Origin of the sequence: Cyanobium sp. T1B-Tous (genome assembly GCF_024345475.1) — a bacterium.
Taxonomy (GTDB): domain Bacteria; phylum Cyanobacteriota; class Cyanobacteriia; order PCC-6307; family Cyanobiaceae; genus Cyanobium_A.
On the sequence record NZ_JAGQBE010000002.1, the window covers coordinates 77,305 to 96,847 of the forward strand.

Here is a 19,543-nt window from a genome sequence, read left to right on the forward strand (position 1 = left end):
TTTCGCCCCCATGCCGCACCCCACCCTGCCCAGCACCGCCAACGCCTGCCCGCCCCAACGCCGCTGCGAAGATCTGGGCCCCTCCCAGGTGCACACCCGCAACCGCAGCTGGCTTGAGGCGATGGCGGCCAGCCCCGATGCCGCCACCCGCCTGTGGTGGCGCAATGCCCTGGTGGAGCACAACCTTGCCCTGGTGCGGATGGTGGCCCAGCGCCAGAGCCAGCACAGCGGCCAGCCCTTCGACGAGCTCGTATCGGCAGGGAACCTGGGGCTGATCCGGGCCGTGGAGGCCTTCGACCTGCGCCAGAGCTGCAACTTCAGCACTTTTGCCGTGCCCTTCATTCGGGGCGCCATGCTCCACGACGTGCGCGACCACGGCCAGCCGCTGCACACCCCCCGGCGCCTGCGGGAACTGCAGCAACGGGCCCGACGCCTGCAGGAGCAGCGCCGCAGCCAGGAGCTGGACCAGCTGCCCCCAGCGGCCCTGGCTGAAGCACTCGGTTGCCGTCCGGCCCAGCTGGAAGAGGCCGCAGCGGTGCAGCGGGCCCTGCAGGTGCGCAGCCTGGATGCTCCCCTTAGGGACGGTGAGGGCGACGAGAGCGGCTGCCTGCTCGACCAGCTGGGCGCACCGACCACCGGCTGGCGAGAGGACGCGAACCAGGGGCGGTGCCAATGGCTGCAGGCCCAGTTGGCCCAGCGCAGCCACCTGGAGCAGCGCCTGCTGCAGGGGCACTGGTTCGACGGACTGGGCTGGAGCGAACTGGCCCTGGAGCTCCAACTCACCAGCCGCCAGGCCCAGCGCCAGGGGGAGGCCCTGCTGGCCTGGCTTCAGGAGGCCGCCACCAGCACCAACGGCGCCAACAACAGCGCCAGCACCGCGGCAATCGCCGTTTGAATGCCATTCACCAGCTCGTTGCTGAGCCAGCCCCAGCGCTGCTGGGCACTGGCGCCGATCAGGCTTTCGAGCAGCGTGGCCACCAGGCCCACCAGGGTCACCAACAGCCAGGCGTCACGGCCGGAGATCAGGCCCAGGGCTGCCATGAGAGCCGCCATCAGGGCAGCGCCCAGCAAGCTGGCAGCGGTGCCTTCCAGGCTGATGGCCCCTTCCGTGCCCGGGGCCACGGGCCGCAGGGTGGTGATCAGCACGGTGTGCCGTCCCCAGCGCTTGCCGATCTCACTGCCACAGGTGTCGGCCAGCTTGGCGGCAAAGCTGGCGGCAAAGCCCAGCAGCAGCAGGGGTTGAAGCGGGCGTGGCGCCAGGGCCGCGGCCATGGCCAGCAGGGCACCACTGGCCGCCGATCCCCAGACGTTCTCCGGCCCCCGGGCCCCGCCGCGGGCCTCCGCCAGGCCGCGGGCCTGCTTGGTGCGAAAACCGAGGCGGGTCACCAGGGATCCCAGCGCCAGGTAGAGCACCACCGCCAACCAGCCCCGAGGGCCCAGACACCCCCACAGCAGGGTGCCGAGGGCGCCGGCATGTACCCAGCCGGACCGGGTGAGCAGGGGCAGGCGCTGGGCCAGGGCAATCAGCAGGGTGTTGAGCGCCAGGGCCACCAGCCAGTGGCTCCAGGCCTGGGGGGCCACCAAGCCACTGGCGGGTAGTAAGGCTGGGGCGGGAAAGGGCACGAACGGGCGCTCAGGGGCGATGGTGGCGCCATCAAAGTGTGTTGCACAGCGCGACGGCCGGACCGCCCGGGAAGGCGGGCAGCGGATAATCGCCCTACGACGCTGCTGCCGTGATGGTGTTCAACCGCAAGGCCTCCTTTTTTCTGGACCTGGGCAGTGAGGGCGCCGTGCCGGCCACGGTGACCATCGCCGAAGCCAAGCCAGCCAAGGCAGACGCAAAGCCAGCTGTCGCCCAGGCGATCGAAGCCAAGCCCGTGGCGGCCGCAGCCAGCCCCGAGCCCGTTCCAGCCAACGCAGCGGCCAGCCCCACCACGGCCGAAGCCATCGCCGCCGAACTGCGGGCGGCCCAGGAGGCCCTGCCCCCACCGAGCCTGAGCACCTTCGCCCCCGACTGCCTCAACCCCGCCAACGCCCTGCGCAGCCGTCGCCGCCTGGCCGGCGCCAACCTGGCCGGCTTCAAGGAGATGGCCTCCGGCATGTTCCGCAACTGAACCCCCAGGCCCCAGCCACGCAGCCAACGACCTAGCCCGCTACCTGCTCACGCCAGTGGCTGAGCAATCCCGCGGCAGTGACCGCGGCGGTGCTGCAGCGGAGGATGGCGGCCCCCAGACTGACGGGCTGCCAGCCGTGCTCCAGGGCTTGGGTCTCCTCCGCCGGACTCCAACCACCCTCAGGCCCGATCGCCACCGTGACGCCGGCCGGCACGTCCTCCGGATCAGCGGCCGGATCAGCAGCCAGCTTCGCCAGCGCCTCCAGCAGCAGGGGAGTGCCGCTGCGGCGGGTGGTGGCCAGCAGACCCCGCCCCAGGCCTCGCGGCGGCGTGGCACCCAACAGGGCCAGGGCGGGCTTGGCCAGCGCCAGCTGGGGCTGCCACAGCCGTTCGCACTGCTCCAGCGCCTCCCGCAGGATGGTGGCGCCACGCTCCGGCTTGAGAGGTTCGGGCCCGACGCTGCGCTCGGCGTGCAGCGGCGTGAACCGATCGATCCCCAATTCGACCACCATCCGCAGCAACACGTCGGCATCCCGGCGCGGCAGGGCGACCGCCAGCTCCAGGTGCGGAGCGGGTGCCGCCGCCTGCTCCAGCGGGGCCGCCAGGGGCTGCTCGAGCTCGGCCCGGTCGGCCTGGCGCAGGACCGCGCTCCAGAGGTGACCCGCCCCATCCACCACGGCGAAGCGATCGCCGGGCCGCAGCCGCAGCACCCGGCCCAGGTAGTGGGCCTCCTGCCGCTCCAGCGGCAACGCGCCACCGCTCGCCGCCAGCCGCTCGGGAGGGATCAACAGCCGCCGCAGTTCCCGCACCACGGTGGGGCCTAGTCGTCCTCGGGGTCGCCCGAGTCGAGGCCATCGAGACCGGCGAACATCGCATCGGGCTGCTCTTCGATCGGCCAGTCGTCGTTGAGCCCGCCGATCAGCAGTTCCTCCAGTTCGAGCACGTCGTTGTTGAGCTGGCCCAGGGCGTTGATCAGCACATCGAGGGCAAAAGCGTCGCTAGTGCCGAGATCGACCCAGCAGCGGGCCCAGTTGTCCTGGTATTCCATCGGGCCCATGTTGTGCATCAGGGCCGGCAGGGCCGCCGCCGCGCTCTCGTGGCTGTAGGCAATCCAGCCCAGCTCAGCCCCCTCCTCATGGGCCTGGAGGTTTTCGGCATTGAAGCCACCCAGCTTGCCCAGAAAAAACCAGCTGTCGAAGGTGGTTTCCAGGTACCCCCGCTCCCCGGCCCCCACCGGGTGGGGGAAGCGCATCCAGATCCAGCAGTTGAAGGGGTTGAACTCGCGGAAGCGCACCTCCATGACGACGGGGCAACAGGAAACGGTGCCTCCATCAAACTCGCCCGCCGGCATGCTGGGGCCATGCTCGAGCTCCGCAACGTCAGCTACCACCCGGCCACGGCGGCGCAACCGGTGCTGCGTGACCTCAACCTGACCCTGCCGGTTGGCCGTGTCGCCCTGGTGGCCGGCCGCAGCGGCAGCGGCAAAACCACCCTGCTGGAGGTGATCAGCGGCCTGGCCGAACCCAGCAGCGGCACCCTGCTCTGGGAGGGCCAACCGCTCAACGGCCGCCAGCGCCGCTGGCTGTGCGGGCTGGTGTTCCAGTTCCCGGAACGCCATTTCCTCGGCCTCAGCGTGGGGCAGGAGCTGAAGCTGGGGCACCGGCGGCTCACGGCCGACCAGGCCCAGGAGGTGCTCACCCTGGTGGGGCTGGAGGGCCTCTCGCTGCAGCAGGCGCCGGAGCAGCTCAGCGGTGGCCAACAGCGGCGGCTGGCCCTGGCGGTGCAGCTGCTGCGCAACCCCCGGGTGCTGCTGCTGGATGAGCCCACCGCCGGCCTCGACTGGGCCGTACGGGGGGAGATCCTCGAGCTGCTCACCGTCCTGGCCCAGGAACGGGCCGTGCTGGTGGTGACCCACGAACCCGACCTATTTCGGGGCGTCAGCAACGACCGCTGGCGACTCGAGGACGGCCAGGTCCAGAAGCCAATCCTTACGATGCCCACACCCCAGGACGGTGAGCCTTGAGCGATCAGCTGCTGCGGGCCACGGCCGCCGGAGGCGGGATTCGTCTGGTGGCCGTCAGCACCACTCACACCAGCCGCTGCGCCCGGGAGCGCCACGGCCTCTCCTTCCTCACCAGCGCCCTGCTGGGGCGCGCCATGACGGCCGGCTTGCTGCTGGCCAGCTCGATGAAGGTGGCCCACGGCCGGGTGAACCTGCGCATCCAATCGGATGGGCCCCTGCGGGGGCTGATGGTGGACGCGGGCCGCGATGGCACGGTGCGCGGCTACGTGGGCCATCCAGCCCTGGAACTCGATCCGGTCATCGGCCCGGATGGCCTCTCCCAGTTCGACTTCCGCACCGCCACCGGCACGGGCTACCTGCACGTGGTGCGCGACCTGGGCGAAGGTGAACCGTTCAGCTCGACGGTGGAACTGGTGAGCGGCGGCATCGGCGATGACCTGGCCTCCTACCTGCTGCACTCCGAGCAGACCCCCTCGGCGGTGTTTGTGGGCGAGCAGATCGATAGCAGCGGCGTGCGCTGCAGCGGCGGCGTGCTGGTGCAGGTGCTGCCCAAAGCGGCCCGCGAACCGGCGCTGGTGGCCCTGCTGGAGGCCCGCTGCCGCGAGGTGCAGCACTTCAGCCAACGGCTGGCCGACTGCGAAGGCCACCTGCACAGCCTGCTGGAAGACATCTTTCCCGACCTCGACCCCCAGCCCCTCGACGATGCCGCCGCCTGCACGCCGGTGCGGTTCCAGTGCCGCTGCAGCCGCGAGCGCAGCGTCGGAGCGCTGAAACTGTTGGGGCGCGATGAGCTCAGCGCCATGCTGGCCGAGGACGGCCAGGCCGAGCTCACCTGCCACTTCTGCAGTGCGGCCTACATCGTGGAAGCGGCGGAACTGGCCGGGCTGATTGACGAACTGGCGCCCGTGCCCTGACCACCAGGGTGCGGCCAGCTCAACCGAGCAGCAGGGCCCCCAGCAACAACAGCAGCAAGGCCGGCAGGCTCTGCACCTGAAGGGGGGTGAGGGGCAGCCCCAGGGGCAGGGAGCTGGAGAGCGCTCCGGTGAGGATCGCCCCGAGCAGCAGGCCCAGGCACAGCAGGGCAAAACCCCAGCCCACGGCCGCCAGGAAGCGGCGATGGCGCCACTGGAGATTGATCACCGCCATGGCGGTGGCGAAGGCCAGCAGCAGGTCGGCAGGGAAGCTGGGCGCCAGCAGGAGCAGCAACAGCAACACGCCCGTGGTGGCCAGCGGGAACCACAGCTCTCGCCCGGTTGCCAGGGCCAGGCCCGGCAGGGAGAGCTGGGGGGCGGCCACCCGCGGCAACTGGAGCTGGGGCAGGGAGGGCACCGCCAGGCGGGGCGGCGGCGGCGCCAGCTGTTCGCGCTGGGAGGCCGTCTTGGCCGCACTGCTGACCCGGCCCTGCTGGCGCTCCTTGAGCCGCTCCATCAGCACCGCGTCGTAGGCCGCCTCGATCCGGGAGCGCGCCATGGTGTCATCGCCCACCTCCTCGAGCCGGGCGAGCTTGGCGGCCTGCACCTCGTCGAAGCTGGCATCAGCCGCAACGCCCAGCCGCTCATAGGGGCCGGAGGGCTCGGCCGCCGGAGCGGGCTGATCAGAGCGTTGGGTCATGAGAAGCCGGGAGGCGGCACCGAGGGAATCAGCGGAGGAGATCCACTGGGTGAAGCCAGGGGAATTCCCTGACTGGAGCGTATCGAGGACGGGCTAAAAAAGGGGCTCACTGGAGCGAAAGCCAGCCTCTTGTTGCAGGCGGCGGCGGCAGTGCTCGGCCTCTTCGGCCCCGAGACGCTTGCGGTGCTTGAGCAGGGGCAGCTGGGGGGGCAGGTGACTGCCTTCCCGCATCTCGACCGTGATCGCGCCAATGGGTCCCTGGGCGGGCAGGAAACTCACGTAATCGCAGCCCCCGTCCGGGCGGGGACGCACCAGCCAGAGAGGCGTCGGCATCGCTGTGATGGTTCGTTACCTGCCAGTCTGGCGCGCCTGGACCGCCGGCGTGGCTCCCTAAAGGCTGATGGGCTCGACCCCGCTCACCACCGGTGCCACCGCACTGAGCTCCAGATCGGCGTGGTCCTGGGCCAGCTGGCCCAGGTTCCAGTCGTTCTTGAACAGCAACACCGGCCGGTCCCAGGCATCGCGCACCGTCTTGCAGTTGAAGATGCGCCCCACCTGCTCCAGGGCCGGCCAGCCGCCCACCACCCAGCGGGCCACGGTGAAGCCGAGGGGCTCCAACCGGGTCTGCACGCCGTATTCGTGTTCGAGCCGGTACTGCACCACCTCCAGCTGCAACTGACCCACCGCCGCCAGGATCGGATCGCGCTTGCTCTGGTCGGTGTCGTAGAGGATCTGCACCGCCCCCTCCTCCCGCAGCTCATTCACCCCCTTGCGGAAGCTTTTGAAGGCGGAGGGGTTGGGATTGCGCAGCCAGGCAAAGATCTCCGGGCTGAAGCAGGGGATGCCCTCGTACTCCACCTTCGGGCCCAGATACAGGGTGTCGCCGATGGCGAACATCCCCGGGTTGTTGAGGCCGATCACATCGCCGGGGTAGGCGTCTTCCACCACCTCCCGGTCCTGACCGAACAGCTTCTGGGGGCGCGAGAGGCGAATGGCCTTGCCGGTGCGGGCGTGCTGCACCGTCATGTCCTTCTCAAATTTGCCGGAGCACACCCGCACGAAGGCCACCCGGTCGCGGTGGCGGGGATCCATGTTGGCCTGGAGCTTGAACACAAAGCCGCTGAAGCCCGGGCGGATCGGATCGATCACCCCGGCACTGCTGGAGCGGGCCACGGGCTTCTGGGCCAATTCGAGGAAGGCATCGAGGAAGGGACGCACCCCGAAGTTGGTCATGGCCGAGCCAAAGAACACCGGGCTGAGCTCACCGGCGTGCACCAGCTCCAGGTCGAGGTCAGCTCCGGCCCCCTCCAACAACTCCAGTTCCTCCAGGGCCAGATCCAACAACTCCGGCTCCACGGCCCCTGAGGCCCGGGCCTCAGCCACCGAGAGGCGCTTCTCCTCACTGGTGCGGCCCCGCTCAGCGCGCTCAAACAGGATCAGGTCGTGGCTGCGCCGGTCGATCACGCCGCGGAAGCGGTCGCCGCTGCCGATCGGCCAGTTCACCGGCCAGCAGGCCAGGCCCAGCTGCTGCTCGATTTCATCGAGGAGCTCGAGGGGCTCCCGTCCCGGGCGGTCCATCTTGTTGATGAAGGTGAAGATGGGGATGCGGCGCAGGCGGCACACCTCAAACAACTTGCGGGTCTGGGGTTCGAGGCCCTTGGCCGCGTCTTCGAGCATCACCGCGTTGTCGGCGGCGGCCAGGGTGCGGTAGGTGTCCTCCGAGAAATCCTGGTGACCCGGGGTGTCGAGCAGGTTGATCGTGCTGCCGCTGTAGTCGAACTGCAGCACCGTGGAGGTGATCGAGATGCCCCGCTGCTTCTCCAGCTCCATCCAGTCGGAGGTCACCTTGCGCTGCTCCCCCTTGGCCTTCACCGCGCCGGCCTGTTGGATCGCACCCCCGTAGAGCAGCAGCTTCTCGGTGAGGGTGGTCTTGCCCGCATCGGGGTGGGAGATGATCGCGAAATTGCGCCGGCGGCCCACGGCCTCGGCCAGGGCCGCCAGCTCGAGGGGAGGGGTGCTGCTGCTGCTGGAGCTGGTGGTCATGGGCCCAGCCTGCCAGGCAGGGTCAGCTCAGCACAGCGGGGCAAAAAATGATTCCTCACACAGCACGGCCGCAGACACCGGGGGATCCGTGGAGCGGGGCAGCCGCTTCCAGGGCACCAACCAGGACGAGGGCGGCGTTTCCCGAATCAAGGCGTCCGTTTCCGGCGTTGACAACACCAGCAGACGCCGATCCCGTAGGCGCAGGGTCTGCTTGAGCCAGGGCGTGAAAAAGCGCTGCTGCAAGAGGCGCCTCTGACTGCCGTCGGCCATGGCCCGGGCCAGTCCGCGCTCTAGGGCCGATTTCAAACGCTGATTATTGGGGTTGATGACAAACACAAAGGCATTGGGGTAGGCGATCAACAGATGGCGATCGACCGCGACATTGCCGTAACCCAACTGGGCAGCCCTAGGCCCACATTCTTCTTCCAGATTGGCAAGGCCGCGCGGCAGATAATCAACCCGTGCCTGATCCAATAAATTCAAATAAGATCGACCAGCCGTCTCATAGGTTGGCAGCCCACTGCCAACAAGCACCCGTACATCGCTGAAGCCACGCGCCTGAACAGCCAGATAGGAGGTGAGATCGGCAACTGTTTTAACCGACTTGAAGCGTTCTTCATGCCGAACATTGACGCAGGAAAACCTCAGGCCCAGCAAACCTCCATCCACTGGGGTGGGTAGGCGGAGAACATCGGGCCTGAAGGAGTCGATGGCCCCAAACAGGCCGACACTAAGCCCAGTGGGGTTGCCGGATGACAGGCCCTTCGACGCCGCAATATGTTGAATGGAGTCTTTGGTATCCATCACCGTCTCCCCATAACCCAAAACATACTTTTCCCCACTTCGCGACAACACAAGCTTCAACATCAAAAAAGGCAGGGAATTCTGATCATTCCAAGGACGCTGCAACAACACAACCGGCATCACCTCGGCCGGCAGTGCGCGCTGTTCGTCCACCGTGAGCACCAGATCATCCTCCATGCTTGGACGATCCTGGAGCTTCGCTCGGATCAACAGACCTCCGAAACCCAAAGCCAACAACGACAACACAACCGACAAAAGCTCAGGCAAGAGGTGAGACCGCTTCATGCTCTGGGAAAGAATCAGGAATACAAATTAGAAGGCAAAATATGGTAGACCGAAACCATGGTAGCCAGCACATAGCTCGGCAACAACACGGGGCGCAGATAGCGGAGGAGCGATTCGGCCTGGGAGGAGAACACGCGATCCAACAGCTCATCGGCGATCACGACATAAACGATACCCACATAAATGATCACTTGGAATTGACCTGCAAAACCGGAGAGAGCCGAAGCAGGCAAGAGCTGGGCCAAATAGATGGAATTACCAGCCGCTGAAAACACGGCGCCAAGGATGAGATCGTCACGGCTATCCCGAATGATCAGGGCAAGAATGCACAACCCAATGGCCAAGAAATTTCCCAAAAAGCTTGACCAAAGCGCCAGCTCGCTGCGACGTCGAATCACAAGAGAAAGATCAACCACCGGCCTGGAAGCAACAACATTGGCACCCTGACCAGGCAGCCCGAGATGGCTTTTAATACTCAGACCCGAAACATCAATTCTGAGGGGCGAAATGCTCCAGTCATAGAGGATGAAGTCGGGGTCAATATAAGACTGGTCTTTGTCGACTTTAAAGGTCAGTCCGTCAACAAGCGGGTTCTCAATTCCGATTTTGATCTGCAGATAGTGTCGATCCAGGGGATAGTCATTCAACCGCCAAGGCATCGCCACTCGGCAGCGCACCTTGTAGAGGCTCCAACTGATCTCGCCGAGCTGACGCCGCTCTAGCAGCTCAAAACGATCGATATCATTATCACTGGGTGCATTGAGCACGGCCAAGCGGTCACTGGGATTGGTTTCGGCAGACCCAGACCAGCGGGTCCAAAGGAAAAACTCAGCACCAAACTGATTGCCCAGCAGATTGATCTCATCAATCACGGTCAGATAGGCACCCAGCTGCAACTCGTCAGCACCGAGAGGATCGGCACCCCGCCTGAAAGGCTCAGATCTCGGGATGGGCGTTGGGCCCGGTTGGGGCAGGGCGGCAGCTGGGCCCAGGCCCTGCACCCCGCTGCCGCAAAACAAAGTCACCGCTAGCGCAAAAGCAACAAGAGCAAGCCCGCGCCAGCGGAGGCGCCTGCGACAGCGACGATCCAAAAAGCGTTTGACCACGCCAGGGGCTACCGCAACACCCCATGCTGCCGGATCAACTGCGCCGTGGCCATTCTGGGCGACGACCTAAACCAATCAAAACCAGCTCCAGGAGACGCTGATGATGAAAGCGCTACGAGGAAAGAGTTACGAGGAAAGCGCTCCATCAAAGCCCCGATTACAAAACACCCCGGTTACAAACCGTGTAGAGCAGAAACGGTTCCAATCCACAGTGCTAGACAACCGAAGACCACCATAACAATCGATAACGCTGACCAATCATGTCCTCATTCATGTCCTCATTCATGTCGTCATCGTCGAGCTCTAGGCCTTCCCTGTTGAACCGCATTGCCAGAGTTCTTCTCTGCCTGGTCTTCATCAATGCAGTGATTGGAAAGGTGGGGGGCTTTGCCGATACGGCGGGCGCCATTGCGGCCAAGGGCCTGCCCTTGGCCTCTGCGTTGGTGGTGGCCTCCATGCTGCTGATGGCTGCGGGGTCAGCGTTGGTGATCAGCGGCTGGCGATCCCGCCTGGGAGCGGTGCTGCTGTTGATCTTCCTCATTCCCACAACGCTGTTGTTCCACGGCAATGCCGGCGATGCGGCCGAGAGGATTCAGTTGCTGAAAAACCTGTCGATCATGGCTGGGCTCCTGTTGGTCATCGAACAAGACGACGCCTAAACCAGCCGGCCCCACACCTCCAGGTAGCGCTCCTGCCGCGGCGCCACCTGGAGACCGGCCAAGCAGGCATGCGCCAAGACCGCGCACTCCAGCTGCTGCCGCACCTCCGCCACGCTGAAAGCCGCATGCAGGGAAGCGCGGTAGTCGTGGCGCAGCACCTCGGGGGCTCCCACCGTCTGGGACACCACCAGGGCCTCCACCGCCTCGGGACTGGCAGGACGCCGCAGGTCCTGGAGGTACACCCAGGCCCCAGGGGCACCCAGCCGGGCCACGGCCTGCCAGAGCGCCGCCGGATCGTGCAGGTGGTGCAACAGGCTGTTGCTCACCACCGCCGTAAAGCTGGGGGCCAGAGATCCGCGTGCCGCCAGGGGCAGCACCACCTGCTCAAAGCGCAACCGCTCCGCCAGCTCAGGCGGCGCTGCCGCCAGACGTTCCCGGGCCACGGCCAGCATGCGGGGGGCGCCGTCCAGCCCAAGCACCGAGGCCTCCGGCCAGCGGTGAGCCAAGCGGAAGGTGATGTTGCCGGGGCCGCAGCCCAGATCCACCAGCCGCAGGCCCGGATCGTCGCCGCAGAGGTGGGCGAGCCGCTCCAGCATCGCCGCGTCGGAGGCCTCGAAATCGGCCGCGGCATAGGCCTCCACCTGGGCCGCGTCATCCATCAGCTCGGGCTCGGGAATCCGCTCCATCAGGCGCCTCAGCAGCAAGCAGCAGTCTGCCCGCCCCCATCCAGGGCCCACTGTTGCTGGTGTCAACGGCTTCTTGCACACCCCACCGGTGGCGTTATGGTTCGGCTCACCCCAGGGCTGTACCGCCTGTGACCCTCTCCGCCACGCCCCCGTCCTCGATCAGCGAAGCGACTGAAAAGGCTGCTGCTGAAAAGGCCTATGCCGCCGCCAGCGGCAGTCCGGCGGGCGAGGCCATCGACTTCCCGGCCACGGCGCCAGCCGCCAATCCTGTTTTCTATCGCACCTACAGCCGCAAAACCGAGACCGGCCGGGAGAGCTGGTATCAGGTGGCCGAGCGCAACCTGGGCGGCCTGCGCCGCCTGGGCGACCTCAACGACGAGGAAGTGGCCCTGCTGCGCCGCATGCAGCAGCAGCAGAAGGCCCTGCCCTCCGGCCGCTGGCTGTGGATCGGTGGCACCGAGTGGATCGAGCGCAGCGAGAACTTTTCCGGCTCCTACAACTGCACCTCCACCAACCTGGTGGATTGGGAAGCCTTCGGGCTGATGATGGACCTGGCGATGATGGGCTGCGGTACCGGCGCCATCATTGAGCCCCACCTGATCAACCGCCTGCCGGTGGTGCGCAACCAGCTCAGCATTACCGGCGTCACCGACATCGGCGCCACCCCCGCCGGCCAGCGCCAGGAGCACACCAGCCACAGCATCAGCGGCAACAGCGTGGCGATCAAGGTGGGCGACACCCGCCGGGGCTGGGTGGACAGCTACCAGCTGCTGCTCAACCTCTGCAGCGACGACCGCTTCGACGCCACCAGCCCGATTGAGATCAGCGTCGATCTCTCCGACGTGCGGCCGGTGGGAGAAACCCTCAAGGGTTTTGGCGGCATGGCCAACCCGGTGAAGCTCAAGGACCTCTACGGCCGCGTGGCCCAGATCCTCAACAAAGCCCAGGGCCGCCAGCTCACCTCGGTGGAGTGCTGCCTGCTGATCGATGAGGCCGCCGTCACGATCGTGGCCGGCAACATCCGCCGCAGCGCCGGCATGCGCCAATTCAGCGCCGAGGACAACTCCGCCGCTGGAGCCAAGGAGAACCTCTGGCAACAGGACAGCGACGGTAACTGGCGCATTGATCCCGAGCGCGATGCCCTGCGCATGGCCAACCACACCCGCGTCTTCCACAGCCGCCCGTCCCGGGAGACGGTGTTGGAGGCCGTCAACAAGCAATTCCAGAGCGGCGAGGGCGCCATCCAGTTCGCCCCCGAAGCCATTGCCCGCTCCAACGCCGACCTGCTGAGCACCCCCGAGCTGCGCACGGAGTTCATCGGCATCTACTGCGACCAGGGCCGCGAGCAGGCCGGACAGTGGCTCACGACCCACCACCCGGACCTCAGTGCCGCCGAGCTGGAGCACCGCCTGGGGCGCTACGGCCTCAACCCCTGCGGCGAAATCCTCGGCGCCGACTTCCACTGCAACCTGGCCGAAATCCACCTCAACCAGATCGACCCCTCCGACCTGGTAGCCCAGGAGGAGGCCTTCCGGGCCGCCGGCCTCGCGGTGGCCTGCCTGCTCAACCATCGCTTTGAGGTGGAGCGCTACCGCCAGAGCCGGGCCTGGGATCCGATCGTGGGCGTGAGCTTCACCGGCCTGTTCGACTTCTTTGTGCACGCCTTCGGCACCCCCTGGCTGCAGTGGTGGGAAGCCGGCCGTCCCGAAACGGAAGCGGGCCTGGCCTTCAAGGCCCAGGAGGCGGAATTCCTCAGCCGCTGGAAAGAGATCGTCAACCAGTCGGTGTGGGATTACTGCGACCGCCACGGCCTGCGCCGCCCCAACCGCTGCACCACCGTGCAGCCCGCCGGCACCAAGAGCCTGCTCACCGGCGCCTCCCCCGGCTGGCATCCCCCCAAGGCCCAGCGCTTCATCCGCCGGATCACCTTCCGCAAGAACGATCCAGTGGCGCTGGCCTGCATGGATTACGGCTACACGATCGTGCCGTCCCAATCCGACAAGGACGAGCAGGGTCGCCTGCTGGACGACGCCTTTGACCCCCGCTGCACCGAGTGGCTGGTGGAGATCCCCACGGAAGTGAGCTGGGCCAACATCCCCGGCGCCGATCAGGTGGAGATCAACAACTTCTCAGCCCTGGCCCAGTTCGACTTCTACATGCAGGTGCAAAAGCACTACACGGCCCACAACACCTCGGCCACAGTGGAGTTCCGCGAGCACGAAATCGAAGCACTGGCCGATGCCATCCACCAGGCGATCGACCAGGGCGAGGGCTACATCTCGGCGGCGCTGCTGGCCCGCTTCGATGCCAACGCCACCTTCCCGCGGTTGCCCTTTGAGCCGATCGATGCTGCCACCTACCAGCGTCTCACCGCCGAAGTGGCCACCCGCCGCAGCACCACCTGCTTCTTTGAAGCGCTGCAGCGCTACGACCGCGGTGAACTGGTTGAAGCCGGCCCTGCGGGCTGCGACTCCGACAAGTGCCTGCTGCCCCTCGCGAAACCCAGCAACAACTGAAGGGGAAGGGGCCCAGGGGTCTCAGCCTGAACTGGGCGGGTCGGCGACCACAAACTGGTCCCGGCCCGACTGTTTGGCCACAAGTAGGGCGTCATCAGCCCGTTTGTAGGTTTGGGTGTACACCTCTCCCTCGGCCCTTTCCGCCACGCCGATGCTGATGGTGGCACGCAGCAACTCATCACCAACCCTGATCCGCAGGCTCCGGGTATTTTCCAACATCCGTTGGGCAATATCAGAGGCCGTAGCCAGATCAGCATTCACCAAGAGGGCGAGAAACTCTTCCCCTCCCCAACGGCCACAGGAATCATATTCACGCAAACTCTTGGTAAACGAATTCGCCAATTCGATCAGGATCTCGTCACCCACGTCGTGACCATAAACGTCATTGAAAAGCTTGAAACGGTCCACATCCATGGTGAGGAGGGAGTAGGTGCCCTCTTCCCGTGCCAACCGCTCATCCTCAATGCGACAACGCTCGGACATCAAGCGACGGTTGGGGATCGAGGTGAGCAGATCGTGGGTGGATGCCTCCCGCAACGCCTTGTTGAGGTCGTTCAGCATCGACTGGTAACGGTCGGAGATGCTGATGGCCCGCTCCAGGGTGCGGATCTGCCGGTCATACCGGCGGGATAGGTTGCGCACCCGTTCCTGCACACCTGTTTGGTAGCGATCGGAAATCTGGGTGATGCGCTCCAGCCGTGACACCTGCTGGGTCATCCGTTCCATCAGCTCCGCCAAGGCCTCCCTGAGGGGATGGCCAAGATAGGCCTCATCGGCCAGCAGCTCAGCTACACGATCGTCAAAAGCATCAGACGACCGGAGATCACCAGGAGAGGGCATGGCGGCGGCGAATACTATGAAGCAACGGCAGCAATCTCGAACTCAAAGGTATAATCTTCTTTGAACTCTTCACCCAACTCTGCCGAGCGAGGATTACGGCTATCATAGAACCAAGAAACAGTAATCGACCTGCCATCGTCGGCAGCGGACTGAAGCCTGTCAAAGATATCAATCATGGCGCGGATACTACTCGTATTAAGGTAGTTGAGCTTCAGCTCAACTTTCAAGGGGCGATCTTCAGAGCCTAGAAATTCTTCAACCCAACCAATGATGGAGTCAAAAATTTCATAGGTGTTCTCTGGGTAGGACTCTCCCGTCATCACGAGCAATCCTTCGTCCCACTCTGCCTTGACTGCAGGGGTGGACTGGGTTGGGGCCAGACTCAGATTTTTCTGGAAATCAGTGTTTGTCATGACCGTCAGATTGTGGCACGGAGCGTGAAAAAAGCCTTGCCGCCCCCTAGCTCATCGAGGCTGGCCTGCAGGGGCTCGGACGATTTACGGGCAATATCGATCAACCCCAGCCCCGCCCCAGTGACAGCTCCATCTTCCCGTGGCTTGCGGAGTTGCTCCTTGTAGAGGGACTTCAGCTGAATCTTATCCAGCCGAGCCAACTCGACAACACGTTCCAACAATTGCTGCCCATCGGACAGCTCGATCATGTTACCAGCAGATACGATATAGCGATCAATTCCAGATTCTGCGATCACAACGGTGGCTGTTGCGTCTTGATCATTGTAGCCTCGACCCGCCGTGTAATGCCTAATATTTTGACTCATTTCGATATAGACACTGAAGACGTCCATGGCGGACGACATACACTCCCTGGTGGACTCAATATGTTCCTTGAGCGCCGCACCAATTTCACCGATCAGACTTCTTGAGGTTGGTCCGTTGAAGCAGATCAAAATCCGTTCATGCGTGAAGAAGTCTCTCAACGAGGAGAGGCTTCGACTGGTGGTCAGGGAACTGTCCATGGGCTGCTTGCTGAATTCAATCTTACCATCAAAGGTTGGTTAAGGGTTCTAACTCTCCATTAGCTGAAACGGAAGGAGAGCATGGTGATGTCATCCCGCTGGGGATGATCCCCCTTGAACGCATCCAAAGCCTTGGAAAAGGCCTCGTGTTGCTCAGAGAGAGGCTTGTGGGCATGTTCCAAAATCCACTGGGAGAACCGATCCGAGCCGAGTCCAAAACCGTGCTCGCCACCAGCTTGGTCGAGAAAACCATCGGTGGTCAAGTAGTAGGTGTTACCAGAACTGAGTGGCACATCATGGTCGTGATAGTCGCCCGTACGGCGATCCCAAAGACTGCGATTGTCACCTTTGATGAAATTCACGGTCTCACCATCACTCCAATAGAGCCAAATCTTGGCACCAGCAAAACGAAGCAGACAAGATTCAGCATCGATCAGGACCAGACCCACATCCATTGTTGTGGCGATTGCCCGAGACAATTGGGCTTCACTGAGAATGCTATGCATCCCCTCATTGGTGGCTTGAAGGATGGCAGCAGGGGAGGCAATTCCCTTGACCTGAATCGAGCGATCAATCCCCGCGCGAGCCAACATGGTCATCATGGCCCCAGACACGCCATGGCCGGCACAATCGGCGACTCCAGCGAGGCAGCGTCCACCCTCTTCATGGAACACATAATAATCTCCGCCGACCGTATCGCGGGGCTGCCAGAGAATGAAATGGTCGTTGCCGAAGCGTTCACGAAGCTGGCGATTGGGCAGGATTGATTTTTGCAGCAGAGCTGCATACTGAATCGAGTCGTCAACCTGTTTGGTGACGTCCTTGAGGCGTTGGTGGGCTGAATCCACCAGGTCATAGGCTTGACGCTGGCGCATCAGAACGGAGTTAAAAGCTTCCGTAAGGCGGCCGATCTCATCGTTGCCACGCAGCGTCAGCAGTTCATTGGTGTCCGTGGAGGCAATGGCATTGGCCTGACGAACCAGGCGGCTCAGGGGCTCCACCACCCGCAGGGAAAGAATCCGGTAGGAGATCGTGACACCGATCACCAAGAGAACGGCCAAGAAAATCGTTGTTTGGGCCTGAACCTGACTAGAACTGGGATCACTCAGCAGCATGGAAGCTGAATAAATCAAGTAGCCAAGAACAATTCCATTGAGGATGGCCAGAAGCAGAAAGATCTGCTGAATGGAAAGCACCCGCTTTCGACGTGTTGGTCGCGACACCGCCATCCGGATCCTCTTGAGCCCTCTTCCAGTTTCGAGTTTAGTCAAATCGCTCCAGCGAGACAGCCTGCTCTCAGCAAGTTCTCAGATCACCGCCGGGCGGGCAGTCATGAGATCATGGTGCCGGTCCGGCAGTGTCCGGCTGGCCCCCTGGAGAGGTGGTCGAGTGGTTGATGGCTCCGGTCTTGAAAACCGGCGAGGCGCAAGCCTCCGTGGGTTCGAATCCCACCCTCTCCGTTTTGGTTCCCGATCCGCCGCTTCCCCATGCGCGCGGCCCCCTGCCCCCCCTGCACCACGACCGGGGGTGGGGAAAACAAGTGGGCTCCACCCCCTGCGGATGGCTCAGTCTTGAGCCGTGATCGGCCGGGGCTGGGCAGGGCGCTCCGCACTGGCGCGGTTGAGTTCGCGCTCCAGGTTGACGATGCGCTTCTCACGCAGGCAGTACTTGCAGCCCCCGGTGGTTTGCAGATGCTTTTCCGGGGTGATGGAGATCTCCTTCACCGGATGGGTGGTGCAGCGAATCCGGATCGGCGTCTTGAAACTCTTGTAGACCATCGCCGCGTAGTCGTATTGATCCCCAAACCGAGACCGGGCCCTCTGCAGGAACAGCTCGACACTGATTGGATTTCCCATCTGTGCCCCCCGATCCCAACGGCCAGCGGCCCAAACCCTAGGGGACTTCCCTAGGCGGGGCGCCAGGCAGCAGCGGGCCTTCACGGTGTGTGATGCAGTGGAAAAGCGGTGGATTGGCAGCCCTGGCGGGCGACCTTTCTAGGCTGCACTCGAGCGCCATGAAGGGAGTGGTGATCAGGCAGGGAGCAATCCCTGCTTTTTTATGGCCAGGCCTGGCGGAACCAATGCGAGTGTGGGTGGCTGAGCGCCATTCCCTGCCCATGGGCCCCGAGACCCCCCAGCGTCCCCCCTGGTTGAACTGGCTGATCCTGCTGGCCTTTCTCTGGAGCTCCTACCAACTGGCAGGCCTGTGGTTCCAGCGCCTGCATGGATGAACCGGCCGGCGGAGGCAGGCCCTAGGGATAGCGGTTGGGCACGAAGAACTGCTCGTTGCGCGGCGGACGCTGGGTGTGTTGGGCCGGCTTGCGGGGCGGCAGTTTGATCGCCGGCGGGGTCATGTCCTCGTAGGGGATCTTGCTGAGCAGGTGCTGGATGCAGTTGAGCCGGGCGCGACGCTTGTCATCGGCCTCCACCGTGAACCAGGGGGCTTCCGGAATGTTGGTGCGGGAGAACATCACGTCCTTGGCCCGGGAAAAGCTCTCCCACTTGCTGCGGGCTTCCAGGTCCATCGGGCTGAGCTTCCAGCGGCGGGCGGGATCGTCGATGCGGGCCTGGAAGCGGGATTCCTGCTCCTCATCGCTCACGGAAAACCAATACTTGAGCAGCACGATTCCAGAGCGCACCAGCATGCGCTCAAACTCCGGACAGCTCTGCAGGAATTCCTCCAACTGGTCGGGGGAGCAGAAGCCCATCACCGACTCCACCCCGGCCCGGTTGTACCAGCTGCGATCGAACACCACGATCTCCCCGGCTGCGGGGAAGTGCTCGACGTAGCGCTGGAAATACCACTGGGTCTTCTGCTGGTCGGAGGGGGTTCCCAGGGCAACCACGCGGCAGCCCCGCGGATTGAGCGGTTCGGTGATGCGTTTGATCGTGCCGCCCTTGCCGGCGGCATCCCGGCCCTCGAACAACACGATCAGGCGGAAACCGGACGCCTTCACCCAGTACTGCAGCTTGACCAGCTCCACCTGCAGCCGGGTGAGTTCCTTTTCGTAGAGCTTGCGGTCGAGCCGGCCCCCATTGACCGCCCTGGGCTCAGCGGCCAGGTCATCGAGCAGGGCCGAGGGGTAGTAGCGGTCGCTGAACGGCCCGAAGCGGGGCGGGCGCGGCTCGGCGGGGGGCTGGTCGTGCTTCTTGGACTTGCCCATGGCGTGCGGCGACCGCGCTTAGCGGGAACGGGGGGACTGGGGCCAGAAGGCGCGCACCAACCGGATCAACCCCGTGACCACCAGCCCCAGAGCCAAGATCACGGCCAGCACCACCAGCACGACGGCCAGCAGCTGCAGCACCCCCCACAGCGCCTGCTGCACCCCGCCGATCAGGTTGGCCAGGGCCGTGCTGAGCACCAGGAAGGTGTCAAAGCGCTCTGGGAGCTGCAGCAGGCCCAGCAGCAGCAGCACCCCGGCGCCGCCGAGCAGCAGGGCGATGCCGGCCTGGCGCCAGCGGGCCGGGCGCCGTTTGCGACGGAACACCCGCCGGGTGGCATCCCCGGTGGTGGGCAGCTGCAGGGCGCGGCGGCGGGGCGAGGTCATACCTCGAGGGCGTAGCCCGCACCACGCATCCAGCGCTCAAACTCCATCAACACGAGTTCGTTGGGGCAGTCGATCAGGGAGAGATCGGCCACGGTGCAATCCCCCTGGCCGCCGTGGTGCAGGGAGAGGCGAAAGTTGTCGCCACTGAGCCCGCAGACCTCCGGATCACTGCGCACCACCACCCCGAGGGCAGCACCGATGCTCGCCACCCGGATCCGCAGTTCCGACCAGGTCATTGTGGCCATGGCCCTATCGACTCCCGCTCAGTGTGACCAGCGGACCGTCGACGTCAAGGGGCGGGTGCCGGAGGGGTGGCGGCAGGCTGGGTGGCCGC

Annotated in this window: 23 protein-coding genes and 1 tRNA gene; 7 read left to right on the forward strand and 17 right to left on the reverse strand. The window is 64.7% G+C overall.

Features of this window, described 5'->3' with window-relative positions:
* The first annotated feature begins 10 nt into the window (after positions 1 to 10).
* Entirely contained in the window at positions 11 to 895 is an 885-nt protein-coding gene (locus KBY71_RS00975; RefSeq protein WP_254927131.1) for a sigma-70 family RNA polymerase sigma factor, read from the forward strand.
* Here the strand turns inward: KBY71_RS00975 and KBY71_RS00980 are convergent.
* On the reverse strand, positions 829 to 1,584 hold the full coding sequence (locus KBY71_RS00980) for a TIGR00297 family protein (protein WP_254927161.1): 756 nt from the start codon (positions 1,582 to 1,584) through the stop codon (positions 829 to 831). The two genes, KBY71_RS00975 and KBY71_RS00980, sit on opposite strands and share 67 nt — an antisense overlap.
* Positions 1,585 to 1,736: 152 nt before the next feature.
* Here KBY71_RS00980 and KBY71_RS00985 point away from each other — a divergent pair, with 152 nt between their 5' ends.
* The gene (locus KBY71_RS00985; protein ID WP_254927132.1) at positions 1,737 to 2,114 is read left to right on the forward strand and encodes a hypothetical protein; all 378 of its coding nucleotides are present in this window, start codon (positions 1,737 to 1,739) and stop codon (positions 2,112 to 2,114) included.
* Positions 2,115 to 2,145: 31 nt separating this feature from the next.
* Here the strand turns inward: KBY71_RS00985 and KBY71_RS00990 are convergent, their stop codons facing one another.
* Both KBY71_RS00990 and KBY71_RS00995 read right to left on the reverse strand, forming a co-directional pair.
* Positions 2,146 to 2,925 carry a 16S rRNA (uracil(1498)-N(3))-methyltransferase gene (locus KBY71_RS00990; protein ID WP_254927133.1) on the reverse strand — a complete coding sequence of 260 codons (780 nt, stop codon included), beginning with the start codon at positions 2,923 to 2,925 and terminating at the stop codon, positions 2,146 to 2,148.
* Between the two features lie 8 nt (positions 2,926 to 2,933).
* Complete coding sequence (locus KBY71_RS00995) at positions 2,934 to 3,413, reverse strand: DUF3531 family protein (protein ID WP_254927134.1); 480 nt, start codon at positions 3,411 to 3,413, stop codon at positions 2,934 to 2,936.
* 60 nt (positions 3,414 to 3,473) lie between these two features.
* On the opposite strand from KBY71_RS00995, the gene KBY71_RS01000 reads away from it, so the two are divergent.
* Together KBY71_RS01000 and hslO are read left to right on the forward strand one after the other, a co-directional pair.
* The gene (locus KBY71_RS01000; RefSeq protein WP_254927135.1) at positions 3,474 to 4,136 is read left to right on the forward strand and encodes an ABC transporter ATP-binding protein; all 663 of its coding nucleotides are present in this window, start codon (positions 3,474 to 3,476) and stop codon (positions 4,134 to 4,136) included.
* Positions 4,133 to 5,050 (forward strand): Hsp33 family molecular chaperone HslO, encoded by a 918-nt coding sequence (gene hslO / locus KBY71_RS01005; RefSeq protein WP_254927136.1) that lies wholly within the window; start codon positions 4,133 to 4,135, stop codon positions 5,048 to 5,050. Before KBY71_RS01000 ends, hslO begins: the two co-directional genes overlap by 4 nt.
* Positions 5,051 to 5,069: 19 nt before the next feature.
* On the opposite strand, the gene KBY71_RS01010 is transcribed toward hslO, so the two are convergent.
* The 5 genes from KBY71_RS01010 to KBY71_RS01030 all read right to left on the reverse strand — a co-directional run bounded on the left by KBY71_RS01010 (position 5,070) and on the right by KBY71_RS01030 (position 9,985).
* Positions 5,070 to 5,747, reverse strand: a complete 678-nt coding sequence (locus KBY71_RS01010) for a CPP1-like family protein (protein ID WP_254927137.1) — start codon at positions 5,745 to 5,747, stop codon at positions 5,070 to 5,072.
* Positions 5,748 to 5,840: 93 nt separating this feature from the next.
* Positions 5,841 to 6,080, reverse strand: coding sequence for a hypothetical protein (locus KBY71_RS01015; protein ID WP_254927138.1), 240 nt, complete (start codon positions 6,078 to 6,080; stop codon positions 5,841 to 5,843).
* 57 nt (positions 6,081 to 6,137) lie between these two features.
* Complete coding sequence (locus tag KBY71_RS01020; protein ID WP_254927139.1) at positions 6,138 to 7,790, reverse strand: peptide chain release factor 3; 1,653 nt, start codon at positions 7,788 to 7,790, stop codon at positions 6,138 to 6,140.
* Positions 7,791 to 7,817: 27 nt separating this feature from the next.
* The gene (locus KBY71_RS01025; RefSeq protein WP_254927140.1) at positions 7,818 to 8,849 is read right to left on the reverse strand and encodes a hypothetical protein; all 1,032 of its coding nucleotides are present in this window, start codon (positions 8,847 to 8,849) and stop codon (positions 7,818 to 7,820) included.
* Between the two features lie 44 nt (positions 8,850 to 8,893).
* Positions 8,894 to 9,985: a hypothetical protein gene (locus tag KBY71_RS01030; RefSeq protein WP_254927141.1), complete on the reverse strand. Its 1,092-nt coding sequence runs from the start codon at positions 9,983 to 9,985 to the stop codon at positions 8,894 to 8,896.
* Positions 9,986 to 10,269: 284 nt separating this feature from the next.
* On the opposite strand from KBY71_RS01030, the gene KBY71_RS01035 reads away from it, so the two are divergent.
* Positions 10,270 to 10,644, forward strand: a complete 375-nt coding sequence (locus KBY71_RS01035) for a DoxX family protein (protein ID WP_254927142.1) — start codon at positions 10,270 to 10,272, stop codon at positions 10,642 to 10,644.
* On the opposite strand, the gene KBY71_RS01040 is transcribed toward KBY71_RS01035, so the two are convergent.
* On the reverse strand, positions 10,641 to 11,330 hold the full coding sequence (locus KBY71_RS01040) for a trans-aconitate 2-methyltransferase (protein WP_254927143.1): 690 nt from the start codon (positions 11,328 to 11,330) through the stop codon (positions 10,641 to 10,643). The genes KBY71_RS01035 and KBY71_RS01040 overlap by 4 nt on opposite strands.
* 233 nt (positions 11,331 to 11,563) lie before the next feature.
* On the opposite strand from KBY71_RS01040, the gene nrdJ reads away from it, so the two are divergent.
* On the forward strand, positions 11,564 to 13,846 hold the full coding sequence (gene nrdJ, locus KBY71_RS01045) for a ribonucleoside-triphosphate reductase, adenosylcobalamin-dependent (protein WP_254927162.1): 2,283 nt from the start codon (positions 11,564 to 11,566) through the stop codon (positions 13,844 to 13,846).
* A 21-nt stretch (positions 13,847 to 13,867) separates the two neighbouring features.
* On the opposite strand, the gene siaD is transcribed toward nrdJ, so the two are convergent.
* The 4 genes from siaD to KBY71_RS01065 are packed head-to-tail and all read right to left on the reverse strand — an operon-like array spanning position 13,868 to position 16,891.
* Positions 13,868 to 14,686: a biofilm regulation diguanylate cyclase SiaD gene (siaD, locus tag KBY71_RS01050; protein WP_254927144.1), complete on the reverse strand. Its 819-nt coding sequence runs from the start codon at positions 14,684 to 14,686 to the stop codon at positions 13,868 to 13,870.
* A 14-nt stretch (positions 14,687 to 14,700) separates the two neighbouring features.
* On the reverse strand, positions 14,701 to 15,099 hold the full coding sequence (siaC, locus tag KBY71_RS01055) for a biofilm regulation phosphoprotein SiaC (protein ID WP_254927145.1): 399 nt from the start codon (positions 15,097 to 15,099) through the stop codon (positions 14,701 to 14,703).
* A gap of 5 nt (positions 15,100 to 15,104) precedes the next feature.
* Positions 15,105 to 15,662 carry a biofilm regulation protein kinase SiaB gene (gene siaB, locus KBY71_RS01060; RefSeq protein WP_254927146.1) on the reverse strand — a complete coding sequence of 186 codons (558 nt, stop codon included), beginning with the start codon at positions 15,660 to 15,662 and terminating at the stop codon, positions 15,105 to 15,107.
* A 59-nt stretch (positions 15,663 to 15,721) separates the two neighbouring features.
* Positions 15,722 to 16,891: a SpoIIE family protein phosphatase gene (locus KBY71_RS01065; protein ID WP_254927147.1), complete on the reverse strand. Its 1,170-nt coding sequence runs from the start codon at positions 16,889 to 16,891 to the stop codon at positions 15,722 to 15,724.
* Positions 16,892 to 17,037: 146 nt separating this feature from the next.
* On the opposite strand from KBY71_RS01065, the gene KBY71_RS01070 reads away from it, so the two are divergent.
* Positions 17,038 to 17,122: transfer RNA gene (locus KBY71_RS01070), tRNA-Ser, on the forward strand.
* A gap of 105 nt (positions 17,123 to 17,227) precedes the next feature.
* Here KBY71_RS01070 and KBY71_RS01075 read toward each other — a convergent pair.
* From KBY71_RS01075 to KBY71_RS01090, 4 genes are all read right to left on the reverse strand, one after another.
* Positions 17,228 to 17,518 carry a hypothetical protein gene (locus KBY71_RS01075; RefSeq protein WP_254927148.1) on the reverse strand — a complete coding sequence of 97 codons (291 nt, stop codon included), beginning with the start codon at positions 17,516 to 17,518 and terminating at the stop codon, positions 17,228 to 17,230.
* A gap of 395 nt (positions 17,519 to 17,913) precedes the next feature.
* Complete coding sequence (ppk2, locus tag KBY71_RS01080; protein WP_254927149.1) at positions 17,914 to 18,825, reverse strand: polyphosphate kinase 2; 912 nt, start codon at positions 18,823 to 18,825, stop codon at positions 17,914 to 17,916.
* 18 nt (positions 18,826 to 18,843) lie between these two features.
* Positions 18,844 to 19,209 carry a hypothetical protein gene (locus KBY71_RS01085; RefSeq protein ID WP_254927150.1) on the reverse strand — a complete coding sequence of 122 codons (366 nt, stop codon included), beginning with the start codon at positions 19,207 to 19,209 and terminating at the stop codon, positions 18,844 to 18,846.
* Positions 19,206 to 19,454, reverse strand: coding sequence for a hypothetical protein (locus KBY71_RS01090; protein WP_254927151.1), 249 nt, complete (start codon positions 19,452 to 19,454; stop codon positions 19,206 to 19,208). Before KBY71_RS01090 ends, KBY71_RS01085 begins: the two co-directional genes overlap by 4 nt.
* Positions 19,455 to 19,543 lie beyond the last annotated feature (89 nt).

Coding starts and splice junctions, on each gene's coding strand:
- KBY71_RS00975 (WP_254927131.1), top strand. CDS start 11: ATGCCGCACCCCACCCTGCCCAGCACCGCCAACGCCTGCCCGCCCCAA.
- KBY71_RS00985 (WP_254927132.1), top strand. CDS start 1,737: ATGGTGTTCAACCGCAAGGCCTCCTTTTTTCTGGACCTGGGCAGTGAG.
- KBY71_RS00995 (WP_254927134.1), bottom strand. CDS start 3,413: ATGGAGGTGCGCTTCCGCGAGTTCAACCCCTTCAACTGCTGGATCTGG.
- KBY71_RS01000 (WP_254927135.1), top strand. CDS start 3,474: ATGCTCGAGCTCCGCAACGTCAGCTACCACCCGGCCACGGCGGCGCAA.
- KBY71_RS01010 (WP_254927137.1), bottom strand. CDS start 5,747: ATGACCCAACGCTCTGATCAGCCCGCTCCGGCGGCCGAGCCCTCCGGC.
- KBY71_RS01015 (WP_254927138.1), bottom strand. CDS start 6,080: ATGCCGACGCCTCTCTGGCTGGTGCGTCCCCGCCCGGACGGGGGCTGC.
- KBY71_RS01020 (WP_254927139.1), bottom strand. CDS start 7,790: ATGACCACCAGCTCCAGCAGCAGCAGCACCCCTCCCCTCGAGCTGGCG.
- KBY71_RS01035 (WP_254927142.1), top strand. CDS start 10,270: ATGTCGTCATCGTCGAGCTCTAGGCCTTCCCTGTTGAACCGCATTGCC.
- KBY71_RS01040 (WP_254927143.1), bottom strand. CDS start 11,330: ATGGAGCGGATTCCCGAGCCCGAGCTGATGGATGACGCGGCCCAGGTG.
- siaD (WP_254927144.1), bottom strand. CDS start 14,686: ATGCCCTCTCCTGGTGATCTCCGGTCGTCTGATGCTTTTGACGATCGT.
- siaC (WP_254927145.1), bottom strand. CDS start 15,099: ATGACAAACACTGATTTCCAGAAAAATCTGAGTCTGGCCCCAACCCAG.
- siaB (WP_254927146.1), bottom strand. CDS start 15,662: ATGGACAGTTCCCTGACCACCAGTCGAAGCCTCTCCTCGTTGAGAGAC.
- KBY71_RS01065 (WP_254927147.1), bottom strand. CDS start 16,891: ATGGCGGTGTCGCGACCAACACGTCGAAAGCGGGTGCTTTCCATTCAG.
- KBY71_RS01075 (WP_254927148.1), bottom strand. CDS start 17,518: ATGGGAAATCCAATCAGTGTCGAGCTGTTCCTGCAGAGGGCCCGGTCT.
- ppk2 (WP_254927149.1), bottom strand. CDS start 18,825: ATGGGCAAGTCCAAGAAGCACGACCAGCCCCCCGCCGAGCCGCGCCCG.
- KBY71_RS01085 (WP_254927150.1), bottom strand. CDS start 19,209: ATGACCTCGCCCCGCCGCCGCGCCCTGCAGCTGCCCACCACCGGGGAT.
- KBY71_RS01090 (WP_254927151.1), bottom strand. CDS start 19,454: ATGGCCACAATGACCTGGTCGGAACTGCGGATCCGGGTGGCGAGCATC.